General features: G+C 60.5%; 14 protein-coding genes and 2 riboswitches. Of the genes, 5 read left to right on the top strand and 9 right to left on the bottom strand.

Annotated features, from left to right (window positions below):
• Window positions 1–223: 223 nt before the first annotated feature.
• The 6 genes from ACZZ0A_RS09675 to cobW all read right to left on the bottom strand — a co-directional run bounded on the left by ACZZ0A_RS09675 (window position 224) and on the right by cobW (window position 10,933).
• Window positions 224–1,783, bottom strand: coding sequence for a TerC family protein (locus ACZZ0A_RS09675; RefSeq protein ID WP_463542955.1), 1,560 nt, complete (start codon window positions 1,781–1,783; stop codon window positions 224–226).
• Window positions 1,784–2,160: 377 nt separating this feature from the next.
• Complete coding sequence (locus ACZZ0A_RS09670; RefSeq protein WP_463542954.1) at window positions 2,161–3,807, bottom strand: phospholipase D-like domain-containing protein; 1,647 nt, start codon at window positions 3,805–3,807, stop codon at window positions 2,161–2,163.
• A 174-nt stretch (window positions 3,808–3,981) separates the two neighbouring features.
• Window positions 3,982–4,665 carry a vWA domain-containing protein gene (locus tag ACZZ0A_RS09665; protein ID WP_463544084.1) on the bottom strand — a complete coding sequence of 228 codons (684 nt, stop codon included), beginning with the start codon at window positions 4,663–4,665 and terminating at the stop codon, window positions 3,982–3,984.
• A complete protein-coding gene (locus ACZZ0A_RS09660) occupies window positions 4,647–5,648 on the bottom strand; it encodes an ATP-binding protein (RefSeq protein WP_007919214.1) in 1,002 nt (333 codons plus the stop codon). Before ACZZ0A_RS09660 ends, ACZZ0A_RS09665 begins: the two co-directional genes overlap by 19 nt.
• Window positions 5,649–6,007: 359 nt before the next feature.
• Window positions 6,008–9,856 carry a cobaltochelatase subunit CobN gene (gene cobN, locus ACZZ0A_RS09655; protein ID WP_463542953.1) on the bottom strand — a complete coding sequence of 1,283 codons (3,849 nt, stop codon included), beginning with the start codon at window positions 9,854–9,856 and terminating at the stop codon, window positions 6,008–6,010.
• A 3-nt stretch (window positions 9,857–9,859) separates the two neighbouring features.
• The gene (gene cobW / locus ACZZ0A_RS09650; RefSeq protein WP_034154301.1) at window positions 9,860–10,933 is read right to left on the bottom strand and encodes a cobalamin biosynthesis protein CobW; all 1,074 of its coding nucleotides are present in this window, start codon (window positions 10,931–10,933) and stop codon (window positions 9,860–9,862) included.
• A 99-nt stretch (window positions 10,934–11,032) separates the two neighbouring features.
• Window positions 11,033–11,244, bottom strand: a riboswitch (cobalamin riboswitch).
• 1,062 nt (window positions 11,245–12,306) lie between these two features.
• Window positions 12,307–12,528, top strand: a riboswitch (cobalamin riboswitch).
• Window positions 12,529–12,652: 124 nt separating this feature from the next.
• Between cobW and ACZZ0A_RS09645 the strand changes: the two genes are divergently transcribed.
• The 4 genes from ACZZ0A_RS09645 to cobM all read left to right on the top strand — a co-directional run bounded on the left by ACZZ0A_RS09645 (window position 12,653) and on the right by cobM (window position 14,799).
• Window positions 12,653–12,850, top strand: coding sequence for a CbtB domain-containing protein (locus ACZZ0A_RS09645; protein WP_007912603.1), 198 nt, complete (start codon window positions 12,653–12,655; stop codon window positions 12,848–12,850).
• 11 nt (window positions 12,851–12,861) lie between these two features.
• A complete protein-coding gene (locus tag ACZZ0A_RS09640; protein ID WP_463542952.1) occupies window positions 12,862–13,563 on the top strand; it encodes a CbtA family protein in 702 nt (233 codons plus the stop codon).
• Window positions 13,560–13,973: a cobalamin biosynthesis protein gene (locus tag ACZZ0A_RS09635; protein ID WP_007912596.1), complete on the top strand. Its 414-nt coding sequence runs from the start codon at window positions 13,560–13,562 to the stop codon at window positions 13,971–13,973. The genes ACZZ0A_RS09640 and ACZZ0A_RS09635 overlap by 4 nt, the downstream gene beginning before the upstream one ends.
• Before the next feature lie 79 nt (window positions 13,974–14,052).
• On the top strand, window positions 14,053–14,799 hold the full coding sequence (gene cobM / locus ACZZ0A_RS09630; protein ID WP_123375080.1) for a precorrin-4 C(11)-methyltransferase: 747 nt from the start codon (window positions 14,053–14,055) through the stop codon (window positions 14,797–14,799).
• Window positions 14,800–14,885: 86 nt separating this feature from the next.
• On the opposite strand, the gene nfuA is transcribed toward cobM, so the two are convergent.
• From nfuA to ACZZ0A_RS09615, 3 genes are all read right to left on the bottom strand, one after another.
• The gene (nfuA, locus tag ACZZ0A_RS09625) at window positions 14,886–15,470 is read right to left on the bottom strand and encodes a Fe-S biogenesis protein NfuA (RefSeq protein WP_007912592.1); all 585 of its coding nucleotides are present in this window, start codon (window positions 15,468–15,470) and stop codon (window positions 14,886–14,888) included.
• A gap of 57 nt (window positions 15,471–15,527) precedes the next feature.
• A complete protein-coding gene (locus ACZZ0A_RS09620; protein WP_463542951.1) occupies window positions 15,528–16,550 on the bottom strand; it encodes an acyltransferase family protein in 1,023 nt (340 codons plus the stop codon).
• 178 nt (window positions 16,551–16,728) lie between these two features.
• Window positions 16,729–19,035 carry a fatty acid cis/trans isomerase gene (locus ACZZ0A_RS09615; protein ID WP_463542950.1) on the bottom strand — a complete coding sequence of 769 codons (2,307 nt, stop codon included), beginning with the start codon at window positions 19,033–19,035 and terminating at the stop codon, window positions 16,729–16,731.
• 155 nt (window positions 19,036–19,190) lie between these two features.
• On the opposite strand from ACZZ0A_RS09615, the gene metH reads away from it, so the two are divergent.
• The gene (metH, locus tag ACZZ0A_RS09610; RefSeq protein WP_007912586.1) at window positions 19,191–22,901 is read left to right on the top strand and encodes a methionine synthase; all 3,711 of its coding nucleotides are present in this window, start codon (window positions 19,191–19,193) and stop codon (window positions 22,899–22,901) included.
• Window positions 22,902–22,920: the final 19 nt, after the last annotated feature.

The raw sequence follows: 22,920 nt of genomic DNA, 5'->3' as shown, positions 1-22,920 counted from the left end.
CCAGCTTCCTGTTCTCTTGTTTGAAGCGCACTCATTCGAGCAGTGACGTCGAAAGCCGGAAGTAAAAACGCCCAAGGAACAGCAAGGCAGTGGTACGTCAGGATGAACAATGGATCAACCCAAGCATTCGCGAGCAGGCTCACTCCCACATTTGAAACGCATTCCAATGTGGGAGCGAGCTTGCTCGCGAAGTGGCCGGCACGTTTCGTAGAGAACTCAAGGATTACGCTGGCGCGCGCTCCAAAAGCACCCGCGTCACCCGCCGCTCTTCCACCGCTTTGACCGTCATGTGCCAGCCTTCAAGTTCCAGACGATCACCAATGACCGGGAGACGATCAAGAAGGCTCATCACCAACCCGGCCATGGTCTGATAGTCCTCGGTCGGCTTGGCGCCAAACCCGGTGCGTTGGCGCACCCGCGCCAGATTCAACGCACCGCTGACCATAAACCCGCCCTGCTCCTCGACCACGTCCGGGCCTTCGATTTCGCTGGCATCGGGCAACTCACCGGCAATCGATTCGAGAATGTCGGTCATGGTCAATACGCCGACAAAGTCGCCGAACTCGTTGACCACGAAGGCAATGTGCGTCGACGCAGCGCGCATCTGCTCCAGTGCGTTGAGGATCGAATAGCTGTCGAGCAAATTGATGGTCTTGCGCGCCAGGTGTTCCAGGTTCGGCTCGGTGCCGGTCAGGTATTCCTTGAGCAATTCTTTCTTGTGCACGAAGCCCAACGGCTCATCCACCGCACCGTTGCGAATCAACGGCAGACGCGAATAGGACGAGTGCATCAAGCGGGTGCGAATCGCCTCGCGATCATCGGCCAGATCAATCGTGTCGACATCGGCGCGCACGGTCATCAGCCCGCGAATCGGGCGCTCGGCCAGTTGCAGTACGCCGCTGATCATCACCCGTTCACGACGATCGAACAGTTCGGTACTTGGCGCGTCACCGTCGTCGAGCAGGTCGGAGAGTTCTTCGCCGACCTCTTCCACCGCCAGTTTGCGCCCGCCCAGCAAACGCATGACCGCGTGAGCCGTGCGCTCGCGTATCGGCCGTAAACCCTGCATCGAGCGCTTGCGGCGTGCCCGGGCGATCTGGTTGAACACCTCGATCAGAATCGAGAAACCGATGGCGGCGTACAGATAACCTTTCGGAATGTGGAAGCCCAGACCTTCGGCGGTCAGGGCGAAACCGATCATCATCAGGAAGCCCAGACACAGCATGATCACCGTCGGGTGCGCGTTGACGAAGCGCGTCAGCGGCTTGCTGGCGACAATCATCAAGCCAATCGAGATGATCACCGCGATCATCATCACCGCCAGTTCATCGACCATGCCCACGGCGGTGATCACCGCATCGAGGGAGAACACTGCATCGAGCACCACAATCTGCGCGACGATCGGCCAGAACATGGCATAAGCGCTGTTGGTCGTGCGTTCGCCGACGTGACCTTCAAGGCGTTCGTGCAATTCCATGGTGGCCTTGAACAGCAGGAACACGCCACCGAACAGCATGATCAGGTCACGGCCGGAGAAGCTCTTGTCGAACACCTCGAACAACGGCTGCGTGAGGGTGACCAGCCAGGAAATACTCGCCAACAGGCCAAGACGCATGATCAGCGCCAGCGACAGGCCGATAATCCGTGCACGATCACGTTGATGCGGCGGCAATTTATCCGCGAGGATTGCGATGAACACCAGGTTGTCGATACCCAGCACCAGTTCCAGCACGATCAAAGTCAACAAGCCTAACCAGGCCGTGGGATCCGCTAACCATTCCATAAAACGTCTCTATCTCTCTCGATTGATTCAGGCTGCCGGACACGGCAAAGCGCAACGCAAAGGCTCTGGGGCCGCGTTATCTACAATAGTCGGGTGTCGGAAAACCGGATGCTGCGAGTGCGTCAAGACCGCGCCATGGCGCGAGGGGAAGGTGCGACTGGGAGGCTCCGAGAGGGTGTTCATGCAAATCCTGAATGAAAAATGGCCTTGGAGCGTACAGGCTTTGGGAACATTTCCTACAGCGGCAAATCATTTCAAAATCTGTAATCCGCCCCGAATACCTCTGTAGGAGCTGCCGCAGGCTGCGATCTTTTGATTTTGATTCTTAAAAACAAGATCAAAAGATCGCAGCCTGCGGCAGCTCCTACAGTACGGTGTCAGCGTCCGGCAAAACGCAATCGCGACAACTGCCGCAAGTCCCCCTCGATGTAGTAATCGTTAGTCCAACTGTCATCCACGGCCAACGGACTCACCTGCCTCAACGCCAGCTTCTTCGCGAAATAGCGAAACCGGTAATGCTCGTAAAATCGCAGCAGCTCCAGCCCGTAACGATCCGCCAGATCGGTGTCGCCGCGAATGATCAGGTAGTTTTCATCGTTGCCATTGCTGGCCGAAGCGCTGAGGTTATGGCTGCCACTGATGATGGTCGGCGTATCGGTGGTGAAGTCGGTGACCACCGCTTTGGTGTGCACCAGCAGATTGCCTTTCTGACCTTTCATGTTCTCGCGCAGCCAGCCTTCCAGACCGGTATTGAGCAAAGCGGTGGCGGCGAATTCGGCGCTGCGGTCGGCGTGAAACCCGGTGATGCGGCTGGCGGTGTTTTGCAGGCCATAACGCAAAATGTCGTCGTGGGGCTGGCCAAGCAAGGCATTAAGGATCGCGTCCGGCAGCGAGAACGCGGTGACGAACAGCACGTCCTTTTTTGCCGCGCTGATGATGTTCTCGAACGCCTGCAGGTCAGCCCCGCCGGTACGCGGTGAAAACCCGGTAAATAACGGCTGTTGCGGATTCATCGGATTGTGTTCGGTGATCCAGTCACGGGTTGCACCGACGTCGTCCGGCTGCACCCAGATCTGCTCGAACGTCTGCTGATAACTCGCGGCGATCGTTTCATCGTCCAGCACATGCACCACGTTGGCCTGCCGGTAGACCCCGTTGGCGGTAAAATTAGTGCTGCCACACAGAACCGCTTCAGGGTGATGCTCACCACTGACACCGACGCGACTGAGGACCATGAATTTGTTGTGAAAGATGTTATGGGTCACTCGCCCGCGTTTGCTCGCCGCAGGCAGTGCCGCCAGACTCGCTTCGTTGATTGTGGTGTCTTCATCGTCCGGCCGGGCGTGGTAGAGCACCCGCACCTTCACGCCCCGCGCGAACGCCGCGTTCACCGCTACGACGATCGCCTGCAATTGATATTCGTAGATGGCAATGTCCAGCGCCCATTGGTCATCGACGGCACGCTCGATAAAACCCAGCAAGCGCCCGAGCAAACCGTTTTCCAGCCACTGACGGGCCGCATCGGGCCAGGCTTCGATGGGCATGTTTTTATTGGCGCTGATCTGCGCGTCGAGATCGGGAAACTTGCGCTGGAAGGCCTGACTGGCAGCAACGGCTCGATTGAAATTCACGCTTTGGTTGCTCGGCTGGCCGTCATCGGAAGTGATCGTCAGCTCCAGCGACTCGCCCAACTGCACGGCATCGGCCGTGCCGTAGGCCAGATGCACGCGATAGTGGAGGGTCATGCCCGGATTGACCGCGTAATCCGCCCAGCGAAATTTCTGCAGCGGCGCGGTATCGCTTGGTGTCGCGTGGAACTGGGGAAAGGTGTGAGCCTTATTCGGGAAGGTCAGGCTGTTGAACAGGAACAACCAGGGTTTGGCGCCCTGCTGCTTTTCGATGGCAAATCCCAGCAGGCCTTTGCGCCGGGGTTCGGCCAGATCCATGGCCAGCAGCACGCCGTTGGTGCCGGCGTAGGCTTTGACGCGGAAGTCGTCTTGAGGGTTTTTGACCAGAACGCGCATCGCTCACTCCTTGTGATTGGGCTGGGTGCAGCATAGAGCAGGGATGCGGGTTTTGAGTGTTCGGTTCTAGACCGGGTCGATGCAATCGCGAGCAGGCTCACTCCTACAGGGGAACGCATTCCAAATGTAGGAGTGAGCCTGCTCGCGAAGACGGTAGAAAAATCGCCGAAAAGGTTAGAGAGAAATCAGCTCATCAATGTGTCGATACTCGGATCCCAACGCTGAAGCCAGATCCCGCGCCCGCCCCAACCGGATCGGCCCACGCTCGATATCGATCAACAACCCCGGACACGCCAGCGCCGCTAGTCCCGACCACTTTTTCAAACGCCCATCGGTCACCACCAGCAGGCGTTGCTGCTCGGCGGGAAAACGCTTGCGGCGCACCGCCAGCCATTGCTCTGCCTGCCCCAGCGCCGCCAGCAACGGCGTGCCACCGCCAGCGCCCAACGCCTCCAGCCAGCTATGCAAACCGCTGGAGGCCTTCAACCCTTGCACCTGCCATTTCGGCGCCGAGCCGCTGGCCGTCAACAAGGCCAGGCGCGCCCGTTGGCGATAGGCGTCATCGAACAGTTGCGCGAGCAGGCCTTTGGCATCGCTCAAGGCCTGATGACGCCGCGTCGAGGCGGAGGCATCGACGATCACCAGCCACAGCTCATGCGGCGAGCGTGTGCGCAGTTGAAACAGCAGATCTTCACGAACCCGAGGACGCCCCTTGAGCAACGTGCCCGGCCAGTTCACCGTACCGCTGCGGGCCGTATGGCGCTTGCCCTGACGTCCGTTGTCCAGCCGTCCGGCGCGGGGTCTGGCATTCGCCCCCGCATCGGATCGGGGGCGAATGCCTAAGGCTTTTTTGGCCAGCTCGGCACTTCGCGGCGGGCGCCGGTGGCGAGCGCCGGCGCCGGCATGTCACCCCACTGGCCCTGCCCTTCGCTCGGTGATGCCTGAGTCTCGGCCGGCGCCTGAGCCGGTTGTTGCGGACTCGATGGCGCTTGCTCACGGCGCCGATGGCGCAGGGCAAACTCGGCCACGGCGTCGATGTCTTCCTCGCCAATCACCGCAGCCCCGCGCCATGCCGCGTGAGCACGAGCGGCGCGTAACCAGACCAGGTCGGCACGCAGTCCATCGACGCCGGCAGCAAAGCAACGCTCGGTGATCTGCGCCAGTGCGGCATCGTCCAGCGCAATATTGGCCAAGGCAGCGCGAGCATTTTCGCAACGCACACGCAGGGCTTGTTGCTCAGCTTCCCACTGCGTGCAGAACGCTTGCGGGTCGCTGTCGAAATCCAGACGCCGGCGGATGATCTGCCCGCGCTCGGTCGGCGCCGTGTGGCCACTGAGGGCAACGTTCAGGCCGAAGCGGTCAAGCAGTTGCGGACGCAGCTCGCCCTCTTCCGGGTTCATCGTGCCGATCAGCACGAACTTCGCCGAATGCCGATGGGAGATGCCGTCGCGCTCGATCAGGTTGGTGCCGCTGGCGGCAACGTCGAGCAGCAGATCGACCAAATGATCGGGCAGCAGATTGACTTCATCGACGTAGAGCACGCCGCCGTCAGCCTTGGCCAGTACGCCCGGCGAAAACTGCGCTCGCCCCTCGCTGAGGGCGGCGTCGAGGTCGAGGGTGCCGACCAGGCGTTCTTCAGTCGCACCCAGCGGCAAGGTGACAAATTGACCGCTGGCGAGCAGGTCGGCCAAACCACGGGCCAGGGTGGATTTGGCCATGCCACGCGGGCCTTCGATCAGCACACCGCCGATTTTCGGGTCGATGGCGGTGAGGCACAGGGCGAGTTTCAGGTCATCGGCACCGACCACGGCGGAGAGCGGGAAATGCGGGGTGTCGGTCATTTGGGTTTTCTCTGTCGTGGTCGTGGATGTACTTGGCATTGTGGGGTGTCAGTCGGGGTGGCCCTCACCCTAGCCCTCTCCCGGAGGGAGAGGGAACTGACCGAGGTGTTCTTTCAAGGTACGCCGACCTGATTTATCGAGTTGAACTCAGACTCCAAGCCAACAAAAATCGGCTCCCTTTCCCCCTTCCCCCCATACTCCCCTGGGGGAGAGGGAACTGATTGCGGTGCTCTTTCGAGTTACGCCGACCTGGATTATCGAGTCGACTTCGATTCTGAACAGCACACAAATCGGCTCCCTTTCCCCCTCGCCCTCTTGGGGGAGAGGGCTGGGGCGAGGGGGTGACTTTCCTGAGGACGCTACATATCTTCCTCAATATCCAGCAGCAGATTTTCCAGTGCTTCCTTATAAGCCCCCGGCTCCTGCCACATCCCCCGCTGTTGAGCCTCCAACATGCGCTCGGTCATGTCCCTCAGCGCATGCGGATTATGCTCGCGAACAAACTCCCGAGTCGCCGGGTCGAGCAAGTAGGCATCGGCCAGCAAAGCGTACTGATGATCATCGATCAACTGTGTCGTGGCATCGAACGCGAACAGATTATCCACCGTCGCCGCCATCTCGAACGCGCCTTTATAGCCATGACGCTTGACCCCGTCGATCCATTTCGGATTGGCCGCCCGTGAGCGAATCACCCGGTTCAGTTCTTCTTTCAAGGTGCGAATCTTCGGCAGGTCCGGTTGACTGTGATCGCCGTGATAACTCGCCGCCGCTTCGCCGCGCAGGGTTTCCACGGCAGCCAGCATGCCGCCCTGGAACTGGTAGTAATCATTGGAATCAAGCAAGTCGTGCTCGCGGTTGTCCTGATTTTGCAGCACCGCCTGGACCTGACTCAGGCGCTGGACGAACTGCTCGCGGGCGGCCGTACCTTCGTCGGCACCGCCATAGGCGTAAGCGCCCCAGTTCAGATAAACCTCGGCCAGATCGTCGCGGCTCTGCCACAAACGGCCATCGATCGCGCCCTGCACGCCTGCGCCGTAGGCACCGGGTTTGGCGCCGAAGATCCGCCAACCGGCCTGACGCCGTGCGGTGTCCGCATCGACGCCCGACTGCAACAGTGCCTCGCGCTCGGCCCGTACTTTGGCGGCCAATGGGTTGAGATCGTCCGGCTCGTCCAGTGCCGCTACCGCCTGCACCGCCGCATCGAACAGGCGAATCAGGTTAGCGAACGCATCGCGGAAAAATCCGGAAACCCGCAACGTGACATCGACGCGCGGGCGGTCGAGCAGACTCAGCGGCAGAATTTCGAAATCGTCAACGCGCTGACTGCCAGTGGCCCACACCGGACGCACGCCCATCAACGCCATGGCCTGGGCGATGTCGTCGCCACCGGTACGCATGGTTGCCGTGCCCCAGACCGATAAACCGAGCTGGCGCAGGTGATCGCCGTGGTCCTGGAGATGGCGTTCGAGAATCAACGTCGCCGACTGGAAGCCGATGCGCCACGCGGTGGTGGTCGGCAAGTTGCGTACGTCGACCGAGTAGAAGTTACGACCGGTGGGCAGCACGTCGAGGCGGCCACGGCTCGGTGCGCCACTCGGGCCAGCAGGGACGAAACGACCGCTGAGGGCGTCGAGCAGGCCGCGCATTTCGGCAGGGCCGCAGGCATCGAGGCGTGGGGCGACGACTTCGCGCAGATTCTCGACTATTGCACTGACTTCAGCCCAACGCGGTCCTTGTAGGAGTGAGCCTGCTCGCGATGGCGGTGTATCAGGCAAATCCGTATCGAATGACACTCCGCTATCGCGAGCAGGCTCACTCCTACAAGGGGATTGCAGCGTCTGGGAAATCAGTTGCGTGGCAAACAGTTCGAGGCGTTCGCGGGTGTCGCCGGCGCTGCGCCAGACTTCATCGCTTTGCGATTGCAGCTCTGCGGGGCGCGGGCCGGTCCATGGATCGGCTAGCGCGCAATCGAGCGGATCGAAACCGAGTTCAAAGGCTTTGGCCAACGCGCGCAGCAGACTCGACTGCGCGCCCTTGCCGTCTCCGCGTGGAATGCGCAGCAGCGCCAGCAACGTATCAATGCGCAATCGCCCGCTCGGTGACTCGCCAAAAATGTGCAAGCCATCGCGAATCTGCGATTCCTTCAAATCACACAAATAGGTATCGAGACGCGGTAGCCAGATTGCCGCGTCGGCGTCGCTGTCCATCCCGGCGTCGAGTTGCAGTTCGCGGTCGATCTGCGTCTCGCGCACCAATTGCAGAATGTCGCGCTGCAACTCGCGGGCGCGGCGCGGATCGAGCAGTTGTGCTTCGTAATACTCGTCAGCCAGCAGTTCCAGATTGCGCAGCGGCCCGTAGGTTTCGGCGCGGGTCAGCGGCGGCATCAGGTGATCGATGATCACCGCTTGCGTGCGGCGCTTGGCCTGGGCGCCCTCACCCGGGTCGTTGACAATAAACGGATAAATGTTCGGCAGCGGCCCGAGCAACGCATCCGGCCAGCAATTCTCCGAAAGACCAACACCCTTGCCCGGCAGCCATTCGAGGTTGCCGTGTTTGCCAACGTGAATCACGCCGTGTGCACCGTAGGTGTTGCGCAGCCAGAAATAGAACGCCAGATAGCCGTGCGGTGGCACCAGATCCGGGTCGTGATAGACCGCACTCGGGTCAACCTGATAACCACGCGCCGGTTGAATGCCGACGAAGGTCAGGCCGAAGCGAATGCCGGCGATCATCATGCGCCCGTCGCGGCACATCGGATCGTTTTGCGGCGCGCCCCAGCGTTCAACCACCGCCGCACGATTGGTTTCGGGCAAGGCGTTGAACATCGTCAGGTAAGCGTCCATCGCCAGGCTTTGCTGGCAGGGGCGCTGATCAATGGTGTCGAGATCGTTGCTGACGCCACCGAGCAACTGCTGGATCAACTCGGTGCCGCTGCCCGGCAATTCTGCGGTGACCGGATAGCCCTCAGCCTGCAACGCACGCAGGATGTTCAGTGCCGCTGCCGGCGTGTCGAGGCCGACGCCGTTGCCGATGCGTCCATCACGGGTTGGGTAGTTGGCGAGAATCAGCGCGATGCGTTTTTCGCCATTCGGCACCCGCGCCAGATCGATCCAGCGCCGCGCCAGTTCAGCGACAAAATCCATGCGCTCGGGTTGCGCGCGATAGCAGACCACGTCGGACTGACTGCGCTCGCTGCGCCAGGCCAGATCCTTGAAGCTGATCGGTCGGCTGATGATGCGCCCGTCGAGTTCCGGCAAGGCAATGTGCATGGCCAGATCCCGCGGCCCCAGGCCTTGCTCGCTGGCGCGCCAGCCAGGCTCGTTGTCCTGCGCGCAGATCGCCTGGATCACCGGAATATTGCGGCGAAACGGCCGCAAGTGCGGCGCTTCAGGGCTGGATTGGGCGAAGCCAGTGGTGTTCAAAATCACCCCAGCCTCGACTTCATCCAGCCAATCCTCGACCACCGCCAGGCAGCCGGGTTCTTTCAGACTGGCCACCGCGATCGGCAGCGGATTAAGCCCCGCCGCCTGCAAGCGCTGGCAGAAAACATCGATAAAAGCAGTGTTCGCCGCCTGCAGATGCGAGCGGTAAAACAGCACCGCCGCAACCGGGTTTTCGGGCAGCCATTCGGCTTGCCAGTCACTCAGTGCGGCGGAGGTTTTATTGGGGTGGTAAATCGCCGTGCGCGGCAGGGTCTGCGGCTCTTCCCAAGGGTAATCGCGGCCGAGCCAACGGCTGGCCAGACAGCGGAAGAAGTCCAGCGCATTGCCCAGGCCGCCCTGACGCAAAAACTGCCAGAGCCGGTCGCGATCTTCGGCGTTGGCAGTGCTCAAGTCGCTGAGCTCCGGATCGGGACGGTCATCGCCCGGCACCAGAATCAGCTGCACGCCACGCTCGGACAACTCAACCAGACGCTCAACGCCATAACGCCAATAGGCAATGCCACCGTGCAACGAAATCAGAATCACCTTGGCGTGACGCAGCACTTCATCGACATACAGATCGACCGAGGCGTGATTCTGCACCTGCATCGGATTGGCCAGGCGCAGGCTCGGGTAATCCTCGGGCAACTGCTGCGCGGCCTCGGCGAGCAGCGCCAGGCTGGAGTCGCCGCTGCACAGGATCACCAGCTCGGCGGGGGTTTGGCCAAGGTCGGCAATGTTGTCATCCGAGACGAAACCGCCGGGCTGGGTCCTGAGCAGGTGCATGGATTAAACGCTGAGCGCGGCGCGCAGTTGCGCTTCGAGTTGGGCGGCGTCGAGTTCCTGGCCGATCAGCACCAGACGTGTCACGCGCGCTTCATCGGCGCCCCACTGACGGTCGAAATGTTTGTCGAAACGCGTACCTACACCCTGGATCAGCAGGCGCATCGGCTTGTTCGGAATGGCGGCGAAACCTTTGACCCGGAGGATGCCGTGCTTGACCACCAGTTGTGTCAGTGCGTCGAGCAGCAGGCTTTCATCGGCTTGCGGCAGTTCGATGGAGATCGAATCGAAGGCGTCGTGATCGTGGTCATCGTGGTCGTCATCGCCTTCACCGTGGTGGTGATCGTGATGGCTGTGGCGGCTGTCGATGTGTTCTTCGGATCCGGCGCCGAGGCCGATCAGCACGTCCAGCGGCAGACGGCCGTTGCTGGCTTCGATGATTTTCACCGCTGGCGGCAGCTCTTCGGCGACTTCAGCGCGAACGCGAGCCAGATCTTCCGGGCTGGTCTGGTCGGCCTTGTTGAGGATGACGAGGTCGGCGCTGGCCAGTTGGTCGGCGAACAGTTCGTGCAGCGGCGATTCGTGATCGAGGTTCGGATCGAGTTTGCGCTGGGCATCGACCTGATCCGGGAACGCAGCGAAGGTGCCGGCAGCGACGGCCGGGCTGTCGACCACAGTGATCACCGCGTCAACGGTGCAGGCGCTGCGGATTTCCGGCCACTGGAAAGCTTGTACCAACGGTTTCGGCAGGGCCAGGCCCGAGGTTTCGATGAGGATGTGGTCGAGGTCGCCACGACGGGCAACCAGTTCACGCATCACCGGGAAGAATTCTTCCTGAACGGTGCAGCACAGGCAGCCGTTGGCCAGCTCGTAAACGCGGCCGGTGGCTTCTTCTTCGGTGCAACCGATGGTGCATTGCTTGAGGATTTCACCGTCAATGCCCAACTCGCCAAACTCGTTGACGATCACCGCGATACGACGGCCCTGAGCGTTGTCGAGCATGTGCCGCAGCAGCGTGGTTTTGCCCGAACCGAGGAAGCCGGTGACGATGGTGACGGGGAGTTTGGCCAGTGTTTTCATCGGTATGCCCTTTGGCAAGCGGCGGGCATACGGGACGAGAACCGGCAACGCGCGTGCGTGCCCGGAGAGTTCGCCACCGGATCACCCCGCCCGGTTGAATTGAGAATCTGTGACGAGGCAGGTCTCCTGGCTGACGGCGTTCAGGCGCTGGGCCTGGCGTTTGCTGCGCCTTCCCGCGGGCTCATCAGTTGAGCTGGCAGTGGCGTGGCAGCGAACATCACCGTTCACAGTTGCGGGGGCAGCCGCGGCATTGACCGCGTTCCCTTCTTAGCTTCGGCGTGGGCCGAAGAACCTCGAAGGCGCAAGGCTACGCATCGTCTAAGGGTGGGTCAATGGGCGTTGAGATTTGGTTTTGGGGGCATATCCGTTGCTGCGGGTGCTGCCGCTGGCGGTTTCGCTCTTACAGCGAGTCCCTTTTTCAAACGCCAAAAAGGAACCAAAAGGCTTTGCCCCGGCGTACGGCACTTCGCTGAGGCTCAGTGTTCCCTCGCTACGGTGTCCATCCGGGGGCATCGCCTACGGTTTGCTTCGCTGCACCTCCTCTCGATGTGTTCGACTTCGTCGAACGGCGCTGCGCGCCTAACCCCCGGATGAACACCTTCGCTCGGCCTGCCGAAGGGGCAAAAGATCAAAAGCCAAAGCCAAAGCCAAAGCCAAAGCCAAAGCCAAAGCCAAAGCCAGATCAAGAGCCCCTCACCCTAGCCCTCTCCCAAAGGGAGAGGGGACTGACCGAGTGGTTTGGTAGGGTTACGCCGACGTGAGATATCGCGTTGAACTCAAGCTTTGAAAAGCACATAAATCGGCTTCCTCTACCTCGGGAGATTGGACTGATCGAGGCGTTTGGGGGAGGTACGCCGACGTGCGATACCGCGTTGAACTCAGATTTTGAAAAGCCCACAAATCGGCTCCCTCTCCTTAGGGAGAGGGCTGGGCGGGCGGCGTTCCGATGAGGGGCGAATCCACCACAAATCCAAAGCCGACCACGCTGTGCTCCTCACCACTCAATAGGCCGAGTGTCAGCTCGCCTGCTTTTGATCTTGATCTTGATCCACCGGCGACGTCGGAAGGCTGAGTGGAGGGATTGATCCGGGCGTGGGAGCGCAGCGACCGTTTGGCGCAGCCAAACACAGCGGGAGTAGGTGCAGCGAAGCAAACCGGAGACGCTGCGCCCGGATCGATCCCGGAGCGAAGGGACCCCGAGCCCCAGCGAGCGGGCCGCACGTAGGAGCAAGCCTTTTTGGTTACTTTTTTCTGGGCCGGCACTCCGGGCGTCTGGAAAAAGTGACCCGCCGTAAGGGCGGAACCCTAATCAGCAACACCCGCAGCAACGGATCCACCCCAAAAAATTGACCAAAACCCCACCCCCATGCTCTCCTACACAACTTGTTACGGGTGCCCTTCACAGGGTGAAACGGGAAACCGGTGAATCATGTGCTTTACTCAAGCCCATGTCAGTCCGGTGCTGCCCCCGCAACGGTAAGCGAGCGAAGCGTCAAAACCACTGTGTCAGCAAGGCATGGGAAGGTGACGCTTGCAGGTCGGCCTGACGCCAACCCCTCGTGAGCCCGGAGACCGGCCCGCAACACACAGCCCGCATTTTGTGCGTCGCTGAACATAACAAACCCGCGGTGGGCGGGCGCTGTTCGAACCTCTGCGAGCCCGACCCGCAGGGGTTTTCATGCGCTCGATTCACCCACTGACACTCCAGAGGGAAGCGCCATGTCGATCATCAGCAGCACCGGCAGCAACACGGACAAAATTGTCAGCACCACCACCCTGAGCCAACGCCTGAGCGCTGCGATCTTCGCGTCGATCCTCGGCGCCAGCCTGGTCTACTTCGCCGGTTTCTCGCACATCGAGGCGGTGCACAACGCCGCTCACGATACCCGTCACAGCGCCGCGTTCCCGTGCCACTGAGACCTGCCGACATGATCAAGCGTATTGCGCAAACCGCAGGTTTCACCGGCCTGCTGGCCGCCCTGCTCCTCACTCTGCTGCAAAGCTTCTGGGTTTCACCGCTGATTATTCAGGCTGAAACCTACGAGAAAGCCGAGCCGGTGGCTGTTCATGAACACGCCGAAGGCACCATGGCCGGCCACACCCACGATGCAGAAGCCTGGGAGCCGGAAGACGGCTGGCAGCGCGTGGTATCGACCACAGGCGGCAATCTGGTGGTGGCTGTCGGTTTCGCCCTGATGCTCGCGGGCCTCTACACCCTGCGCGCGCCGACCAAAACCTCGCAAGGCCTGCTCTGGGGTCTGGCCGGTTACGCAACATTCGTCCTCGCGCCAACCCTGGGCCTGCCGCCTGAGTTGCCGGGCACCGCTGCCGCTGATCTGGCCTCACGACAAATGTGGTGGATCGGCACGGCCGCTTCGACCGCTGTCGGCCTGTCGCTGATCGTGTTCAGCCGTCACTGGCTGATGAAGATCCTTGGTGTGGCCATCCTCGCCGTGCCGCACGTGATCGGCGCGCCGCAGCCGCAAGTGCATTCGATGCTCGCGCCGGAAGCACTGGAAGCCCAGTTCAAAATCGCTTCGCAGCTAACCAACGTAGTGTTCTGGCTGGCCCTGGGTCTGATCAGCGCCTGGTTGTTCCGCCGCAAAAGCGATGGTCAATACCACGTATGACCGATGACAGCGCAGTGCCGACCTTCGTGATCGGCCTGGGCTGCCAGCGCGGCTGCCCGGCCAGCACGCTGCGCGCATTGCTTGACCAAGCCTTACAGGCACACCGAATCGAGCTGCAAGCGGTCAAGGCGTTGGCCAGCATCGACTTGAAGCGCGACGAGCCAGGGCTGCAAGAACTTGCCGCGCAACTGGCCCTGCCCTTGCTGTACTTCAGCAGCGAGGAATTGGCCACTTATCAGCAACGACTCAGTCACCATTCGCAAATCGCCTTCGAACGCACCGGTTGCTACGGCGTCGCCGAAAGTGCGGCACTGGCCCTCGCCGAACAGTTGATTCAGGCACCGGCAAAACTGCTGATTTCCCGGCAGAAATACGCCCAGGCCACGTTGGCATTGGCCGGCGCGGCGTAAAATCCCGATAATCCCCGCCATTGATCATGAGCAATCTTCATCTGAAGCGTTGTTGCACCTCTTTTCCAAGGATTTAACGATGACTGTCTACTTCATCGGCGCCGGCCCCGGCGACCCGGAATTGATCACCGTCAAAGGCCAGCGGCTGATCCGCAGTTGCCCGGTGATTATCTATGCAGGTTCGTTGGTGCCGGCAGCGGTGCTCGACGGCCATCAAGCCGAGACGGTGGTCAACAGCGCTGAGCTGCACCTCGAACAGATCATCGAACTGATCAAAACCGCGCATGCCAACGGCCAGGATGTGGCGCGGGTGCATTCCGGCGATCCGAGTCTGTATGGCGCGATTGGTGAGCAGATTCGTTATCTGCGTGAGCTGGATATTCCGTTTGAGATCATTCCCGGGGTGACCGCGACCGCTGCGTGTGCGGCGTTGCTTGGCGCGGAACTGACACTGCCGGACGTGTCGCAGAGCGTGATTCTGACCCGCTACGCCGATAAAACCGCCATGCCGGCCGGTGAGGAATTGGGCAGCCTGGCGCAGCACGGCGCAACCATGGCGATTCATCTGGGGGTCAACCATCTGGAGAAGATTCTGGCGGAGCTGTTGCCTCATTACGGCGCAGACTGCCCGATTGCGGTGATCCACCGGGCGACGTGGCCGGATCAGGATTGGGTGGTGGGGACGCTGGCGGATATTGCCGGGAAGGTTGAGGCCAAAGGGTTTCGGCGTACGGCGTTGATTCTGGTGGGACGCGTGTTGGGCAGTGAGGTTTTTAGCGAGTCATCGTTGTATCGCGCCGGGCATGCTCACCTCTATCGCCCATAAAGCCTGCTCGCGAATGCATTCCTGAATGTCACCCATAAAAAAACGGCGCTCACGGGGCGCCGTTTTTCATGTCCGCAGCGAACACCTTAGTAGTAGGCGTTTTCTTTCTGCGTGTGGTCGGTCACGTCGCGAACGCCCTTGAGCTCCGGGATGCGCTCGAGCAAGGTGCGCTCGATGCCTTCCTTCAAGGTCACGTCCGCCTGGCCGCAGCCCTGGCAACCGCCACCGAACTGCAGAACGGCGATGCCGTCTTCAACCACATCGATCAGGCTGACCTGACCGCCGTGGCTGGCCAGCCCCGGGTTGATTTCGGTTTGCAGGTAATAGTTGATGCGCTCGTTGACCGGGCTGTCAGCGTTGACCATCGGTACTTTGGCGTTTGGCGCCTTGATGGTCAGTTGACCGCCCATGCGGTCGGTGGCGTAGTCGACTACGGCGTCATCGAGAAACGCTTCGCTGAAGTGATCGATATACGCGGTGAAGCTTTTCAGCCCCAGCGCGGTGTCTTCAGGTTTTTCTTCGCCCGGCTTGCAGTAGGCAATGCAGGTTTCGGCGTACTGGGTGCCAGGCTGGGTGATGAAGACGCGGATGCCGATGCCCGGGGTGTTCTGCTTGGAGAGCAGATCAGCCAGGTAATCGTGGGCGGCGTCGGTAATGGTAATAGCGGTCATGGAAACTCCTCGCAGGCTTGGGCGCAGTTTACGCCAATCGTTGCGCCGGACAAAGTCCTAGTATTTTTGTCGGGAAAGATTCTCGTCAGGCTCTTCGTCGATTTGCGCCTTGAGCCAGCGATAGCTGCGTTTTTCCACCCACTCGTAGCTCAGCCAGGAGCCGACACCGATGGCCAGCGCGCAGACGACAAACATCAAATACGGGTTGACGCCGTAGCGCCGGGCCAGAAAACCGCCTGCCGACAGCACCAGAACGTGCATCAGGTACACCGAATACGAGCAATCGCCGAGCAGTTTGAGTACCCGGCTGCGCTCGACATAACGCTCAAGTGAGATACATGCCATTACCAGCACGGCACTCGGCACACCCCAGTTCAGCAGCCTCGGCGCCGGCGGCAACTGATAGATCGTCAGCAATACCGCCACGATTGCCACTAGCGGCAGCCACAGTCCCGCACCGATCCAGCCCCGGCGATAAAGCATGCCGATGCCAATCCCCAGCAGGAATTCATAGACGATGTCCGAACGATAGAACTCGCTGATCCAGCCAAACCCGGTCCAGGTCTGACACACGGCGAACAACAGCGCCGCGACCACCAACAGACGCACCTGCAAGCGAAACAACAGCGCCCAGGCAAACAGCACGTAGAAAAGGATTTCGTAATTCAACGTCCAGCCGACATTGAGCGTCGGGTAGATGCCGTAACCGCCGGGGTTCTCGGTAGGAATGAACAGCAACGACAACAGCAGATGGCCCCAGTCCACCGTTTGATCCGGCAATATGGGCTGGGCAAACACCACCAGCAGCGCCATCAGCAGCGTGTACAGCCAATACGCCGGGACGATGCGAAACAGCCGGTACAAGAGAAACCGCGCGGGCGGTAGGGGTTTGTTTTCGGTCGAGAGGAAAATCACCAGGCCGCTGATGACAAAGAAAATATCGACCCCCACCGCTCCTTTATCGATGAACAGTTGCCCGATCGGTCCGTGTGCCTTGAAGTCGAAGAAAATCTGCATGAAGTGATGGCAGACCACCGTCCACGCGGCCAGCGCACGCAGGGCTTGCACTGAAATCAACATCACCTGCTCCCGATCACACCCTCAAATTCACCTCAATCCCTGTAGGAGCTGCAGCACGCGGCGATCTTTCGATCTTGATTTTGAAAGATCAAAAGATCGCAGCCTCGTTTCACTCGACAGCTCCTACAGGGTTTTGCGGTGTTGCTTGAAGTTGGGACAGCAAGCCAATCTGAATCGATCAAAGATTCTCGTAGCGGTTCATGTCCAGCACACCCTCTTCCACCGGATCGGTTTCGTGGATGTATTGACTCAAATCGTGGAAATAGAACCAGAATTTCGGATGACTGCGCCGAATTCCCCAACGTTCGACGATTTTCTCGAAGCGGTTGGCATCTTTGGCGTTTTCCATGGCATCGACAAATTCCGCCACTTGGTCGGCAGGAATGTTGAACATGAAGTTCGGATAACTGCTGAGCACGCCCGGATAAATCGTGATCGTGTCCAGCCCAGGCTGATAGCGCAGCGACTCACCAAGCAGGAACGCCACGTTGCTGTGCGCACGGTTGCGCAGCAGGCTGTAGACCTCGCGCTTGCCGTTGGCCGTTTCTATGCGCAGCATGGTCGCTTCCGGCAACTGGTCGATCACCTTCAAGCCGGCCGCCGGGCGCGACGTCAGGCGACTCAGCGCCTGTTCGGCATTTTGCAGCGCCGGGTCAATATTCGGCCGTGAGCAGTAAGCGCCGTCGCAACGGTTGATCGGATCGGGCCGCGCGTTGAGGTCGCCGTAACGCGCCAGCAATTGCATGGCGAAGTCGTATTTCGGATCCTTTTCATCGAGCTTCAGCGCCGTCGGCTTGTCGTCATCGATCGCCTCATAATCGAGCCACATCTTGAACTGGCCGCTGCTCTGGTACCAATCGTCGAGGTAATCCTCGCGGGAATCGGCGGGCATCAGGCGCAGGAAGTTCTGCTCGGCGCCATTACGGATCAGGTCGAAATACAGACGGGTTTGCGCCTGATGCGAAACGTTGCCGAACACGTCGAAGTTGACTGCCAACTGGTAATAGGTGCGCTCGAGCAAGGGATAGTCGAACAGCCACATTGTCTGCGGCACCTCGCCAATCAGGCCTTTGGTCACTGAAGCGCTGTCGAAGTGACGGAAAATGCTCAGCAACGCGTTGTCGTTGCCGGCCCACAGGGTCGACCAGCTCGGCGCGGGCAGATCGGCGTAGCTGTCGCGGCGCAGCGCTTCGTACTCATTACGTTTGTTGCGGTAGTTGTGCCACAAGCTCAAAACGCTGCCGACATCGTCGTTCTGCCCGGGCATGGCCAACAACGGCGTGGCCTGGCCGCGATAGTTCGGGTCGGTGATATAGAGGTCGTGTTCCGGCGCCTGGAACAGCGCCCAGAAGTTGTCGCGGATTACGTCGGTGGCGATCTGGCCCCGGCACACCGGCCCGCGAATAAAGGTGCGGACGAAGTATTCGGCGTTATCGAGCATAAATTGATATCGCGCCTGGGCCGGAATCGCTTCGAACGTCGCGAATGGATTGGCACGGCTCTGCGGGCCGTAACCGGGCAAGGCATTGACCTGCCAGTTGCCGCTGTAGAACAGGCTTTTCACCCGCGCCATCTTCGCCGCGCTCAGCGGATAGGTGATGTGGGTTTTATGCACAATCACGCCCTGCACCGGCCACAAGCGGTAATACACCTGAGTACCCGGATCGTCGTTGGGACGACGGGTGGCGATCAGGTCGATCGGCTGACCGCTCGGCGTGCGCGAACGCACCCACTGGAAGTAATGCCCCGGCTCGCCGTCCTTGAAATAAATGTGCGCGAGGTACCAGTGCTCGTACAACCAGCGGCCGACCAGACTTTGCCGTGCCCCCGGCATGTTGAGCAGGTTCTCCCACTGGACGATTTGCAGCGCCTCTTTCGCACTCGGTGCCAGGCCTTGTTCGTCAATCGGCGCTCCGGATGCCAGCCAACGCTGCAACGTCTGATATTGCTGATCGGTCAACCCGGTCACCGCCAGCGGCATGCCTTCTTTCGGGTGAGCGCCGGCGTAACCTTCAAACTCGGCGGGCAGCGCGCACATATTCTGGCGGTTCAGGCCCAGCACGATCTCTTCCGGGAGTTTGGCGTTCGGTGTCAGCGGCGTCTTGTGCCCGAGTTCGAGCATGCGCGCCATCAGTGCAGCCTGGCTGCCTTGGGCGTCGAGCACCGAATAGAAATCTTTCTGCTGCCAGGCGCGTTTGCCGAAGGCGTCGTAATACAGCCGGGTGGTCGGCGCCGCGACAGTGCGCTCGCCGTCATAGACCGGCATTTTGCTCGCACCACGGGCCGCTCCTTCGCCACTGCCCAGATTCAACTGGCAAGCGGAGTCGTAGCACGCATGGCAGGCTACGCACTTCTCGGTGAAGATTGGCTGGATGTCGCGGACGTAAGAAATCGAAGGAGAAATGGCCGGTGCAGTCGCTGGCTCTTGCGCCACGGCGCCCCAGCTGAGAAACAGCAACATTAAACCAATGACGCGGTAAGACATGCTGCTGATCCCGATTGTTAAAAAAACGCCGCGATTCTACATTATGACGCTCGTACCAACATGAGCGATATTCATGCAAAAGCCACGCATGCTCTAAAACCGCACAGGTTTGCTATGATCCCGCTCCTTCGTAATGGTCTTTCCGAGTAGTCCAAATGTCCGATCGCAGCGTCCGCCTTCAAGCTCTCAAGCAAGCTCTCAAAGAGCGCATCCTGATACTCGACGGCGGCATGGGCACGATGATCCAGAGCTACAAGCTCGAAGAGCAGGATTATCGCGGCAAACGCTTCGCGGATTGGCCGAGTGACGTCAAGGGCAACAACGACCTGCTGGTGATCACCCGTCCGGACGTGATCGGCGGCATCGAGAAAGCCTACCTGGATGCCGGTGCCGACATCCTCGAAACCAACACTTTCAACGCCACGCGCATTTCCATGGCCGACTACGGCATGGAAGAACTGGCCTACGAATTAAACGTAGAAGGCGCACGTCTGGCGCGCAAGATTGCCGACGCCAAGACCGCCGAGAACCCGGCCAAGCCACGTTTCGTCGCTGGCGTGCTCGGTCCTACGAGTCGCACCTGTTCGCTGTCGCCGGACGTCAACAACCCCGGCTATCGCAACGTCACCTTCGATGAGCTGGTGGAAAACTACACCGAAGCCACCAAAGGTCTGATCGAGGGCGGCGCCGACCTGATCCTGATCGAAACCATTTTCGACACCCTCAACGCCAAAGCGGCGATCTTCGCCGTGCAAGGTGTGTTCGAAGAGCTGCACATCGAACTGCCGATCATGATTTCCGGGACCATCACCGACGCCTCCGGCCGTACCCTCTCGGGCCAGACCACCGAAGCGTTCTGGAACTCGGTGGCGCACGCCAAGCCGATTTCTGTAGGTCTGAACTGCGCGCTCGGCGCCAGTGAACTGCGTCCGTACCTGGAAGAGCTATCGAACAAGGCCAGCACTCATGTGTCCGCGCACCCGAACGCCGGCCTGCCGAACGAATTCGGCGAGTACGACGAACTGCCGTCGGAAACCGCCAAAGTCATCGAAGAATTCGCCCAGAGCGGCTTCCTCAACATCGTCGGCGGCTGCTGCGGCACCACGCCGGGGCACATTGAAGCCATTGCCAAAGCCGTCGCCGGTTATGCGCCGCGGCAGATTCCGGACATTCCCAAGGCTTGCCGCCTGTCGGGTCTGGAACCGTTCACCATTGATCGCAGTTCGCTGTTCGTCAACGTTGGCGAGCGCACCAACATCACCGGTTCTGCCAAATTCGCCCGCCTGATCCGTGAAGACAATTACACCGAAGCGCTGGAAGTCGCCCTGCAGCAGGTCGAGGCCGGCGCGCAGGTGATCGACATCAACATGGACGAAGGCATGCTCGATTCGAAGAAGGCCATGGTGACCTTCCTCAATCTGATCGCCGGTGAACCGGACATCTCCCGCGTGCCGATCATGATCGACTCGTCGAAATGGGAAGTCATCGAAGCCGGCCTCAAGTGCATTCAGGGCAAGGGCATCGTCAACTCGATCAGCATGAAAGAAGGCGTCGAGCAGTTCATCCACCACGCCAAACTGTGCAAGCGCTACGGCGCGGCGGTGGTGGTGATGGCGTTCGACGAAGCCGGCCAGGCCGACACCGAAGCGCGCAAAAAAGAAATCTGCAAACGCTCCTACGACATTCTGGTCAACGAAGTCGGCTTCCCGCCGGAAGACATCATCTTCGACCCGAACATCTTCGCCGTCGCCACTGGCATCGAAGAACACAACAACTACGCGGTGGACTTCATCAACGCCTGCGCCTACATCCGCGACGAACTGCCGTACGCGCTGACGTCGGGCGGCGTGTCCAACGTGTCGTTCTCGTTCCGTGGCAACAACCCGGTGCGTGAGGCGATCCACTCGGTGTTCCTGCTGTATGCGATCCGCGCAGGCCTGACCATGGGCATCGTCAACGCCGGGCAGCTGGAGATCTACGATCAGATCCCGCAGGAACTGCGCGACGCTGTGGAAGACGTGATCCTCAACCGCACGCCGGAAGGCACCGACGCCCTCCTCGCCATCGCCGACAAGTACAAGGGCGACGGCAGCGTCAAGGAAGCCGAAACCGAAGAGTGGCGCAACTGGGACGTCAACAAGCGTCTGGAACATGCGCTGGTCAAAGGCATCACCACGCACATCGTTGAAGACACCGAAGAGTCGCGTCAGTCGTTCGCGCGTCCCATCGAAGTGATCGAAGGCCCGCTGATGTCGGGCATGAACATCGTCGGTGACCTGTTCGGCGCCGGTAAGATGTTCCTCCCGCAGGTAGTGAAATCCGCCCGTGTGATGAAGCAGGCCGTGGCGCACTTGATCCCGTTCATCGAACTGGAAAAAGGCGACAAGCCGGAAGCCAAGGGCAAGATCCTCATGGCGACGGTGAAGGGCGACGTGCACGACATCGGCAAGAACATTGTCGGCGTGGTACTCGGTTGCAACGGCTATGACATCGTCGACCTCGGCGTAATGGTGCCGGCGGAGAAGATTCTGCAGGTCGCCAAAGAACAGAAGTGCGACATCATCGGCCTCTCCGGCCTGATCACGCCGTCGCTGGACGAAATGGTTCACGTTGCCCGTGAGATGCAGCGTCAGGATTTCCATCTGCCGCTGATGATCGGTGGCGCGACCACTTCCAAAGCGCACACTGCGGTGAAGATCGAACCGAAGTACAGCAACGATGCCGTGGTTTACGTGACCGACGCTTCCCGCGCGGTCGGCGTGGCCACGCAGTTGCTGTCGAAAGAATTGAAGGCCGGTTTCGTCGAGAAAACCCGTCTGGAATACGTCGATGTACGCGAACGCACCTCGAACCGCAGTGCCCGTACCGAGCGCTTGAGCTACGCCGCGGCCATCGCCAAGAAGCCGCAGTTCGACTGGGCAACTTATGAGCCGGTCAAACCGACCTTCACCGGCAGCAAGGTGCTGGACAACATCGACCTTAAAGTCCTCGCTGAATACATCGACTGGACGCCGTTCTTTATCTCTTGGGATCTGGCCGGCAAATTCCCGCGCATCCTTGAAGACGAAGTGGTCGGTGAGGCCGCCACCGCGCTGTACAAGGACGCGCAGGAAATGCTCGCCAAGCTGATCGACGAGAAGCTGATCAGCGCCCGTGCGGTGTTCGGTTTCTGGCCGGCCAATCAGGTGCATGACGACGACATCGAACTGTACGGCGATGACGGCAAGCCATTGGCCAAGTTGCATCACCTGCGCCAGCAGATCATCAAGACCGACGGCAAGCCGAACTTCTCGCTGGCCGACTTCGTTGCGCCGAAAGACAGCGAAGTGACCGACTACGTCGGCGGTTTCATCACCACCGCCGGCATCGGCGCCGAGGAAGTGGCCAAGGCTTATCAGGACGCTGGCGACGATTACAACTCGATCATGGTCAAAGCGCTGGCCGACCGTTTGGCCGAAGCCTGCGCCGAATGGCTGCACCAGCAAGTGCGTAAAGAGCACTGGGGTTACGCCAAGGACGAAGTGCTCGATAACGACGCGCTGATCAAAGAGCAATACAGCGGCATCCGCCCTGCTCCGGGTTACCCGGCCTGCCCGGATCACACCGAGAAAGCCGCGCTGTTCGCCTTGCTCGATCCGCAAGCCGAAGAAATGCGCGCCGGCCGCAGCGGCGTGTTCCTCACCGAACACTACGCGATGTTCCCGGCGGCTGCGGTCAGCGGCTGGTACTTCGCCCACCCGCAAGCGCAGTACTTTGCCGTGGGCAAGGTCGACAAGGATCAGGTGCAGAGCTACACCTCGCGTAAAGGTCAGGAGTTGAGCGTGACCGAGCGCTGGCTGGCGCCGAATCTGGGTTACGACAACTGAGACCGGTCAAGGGCCCGGG

This window comes from Pseudomonas sp. AC242, from assembly GCF_979258655.1.
The sequence above is the reverse complement of the archived record's forward strand: the minus strand, read 5'-3'. Positions and strand labels throughout refer to the sequence as shown.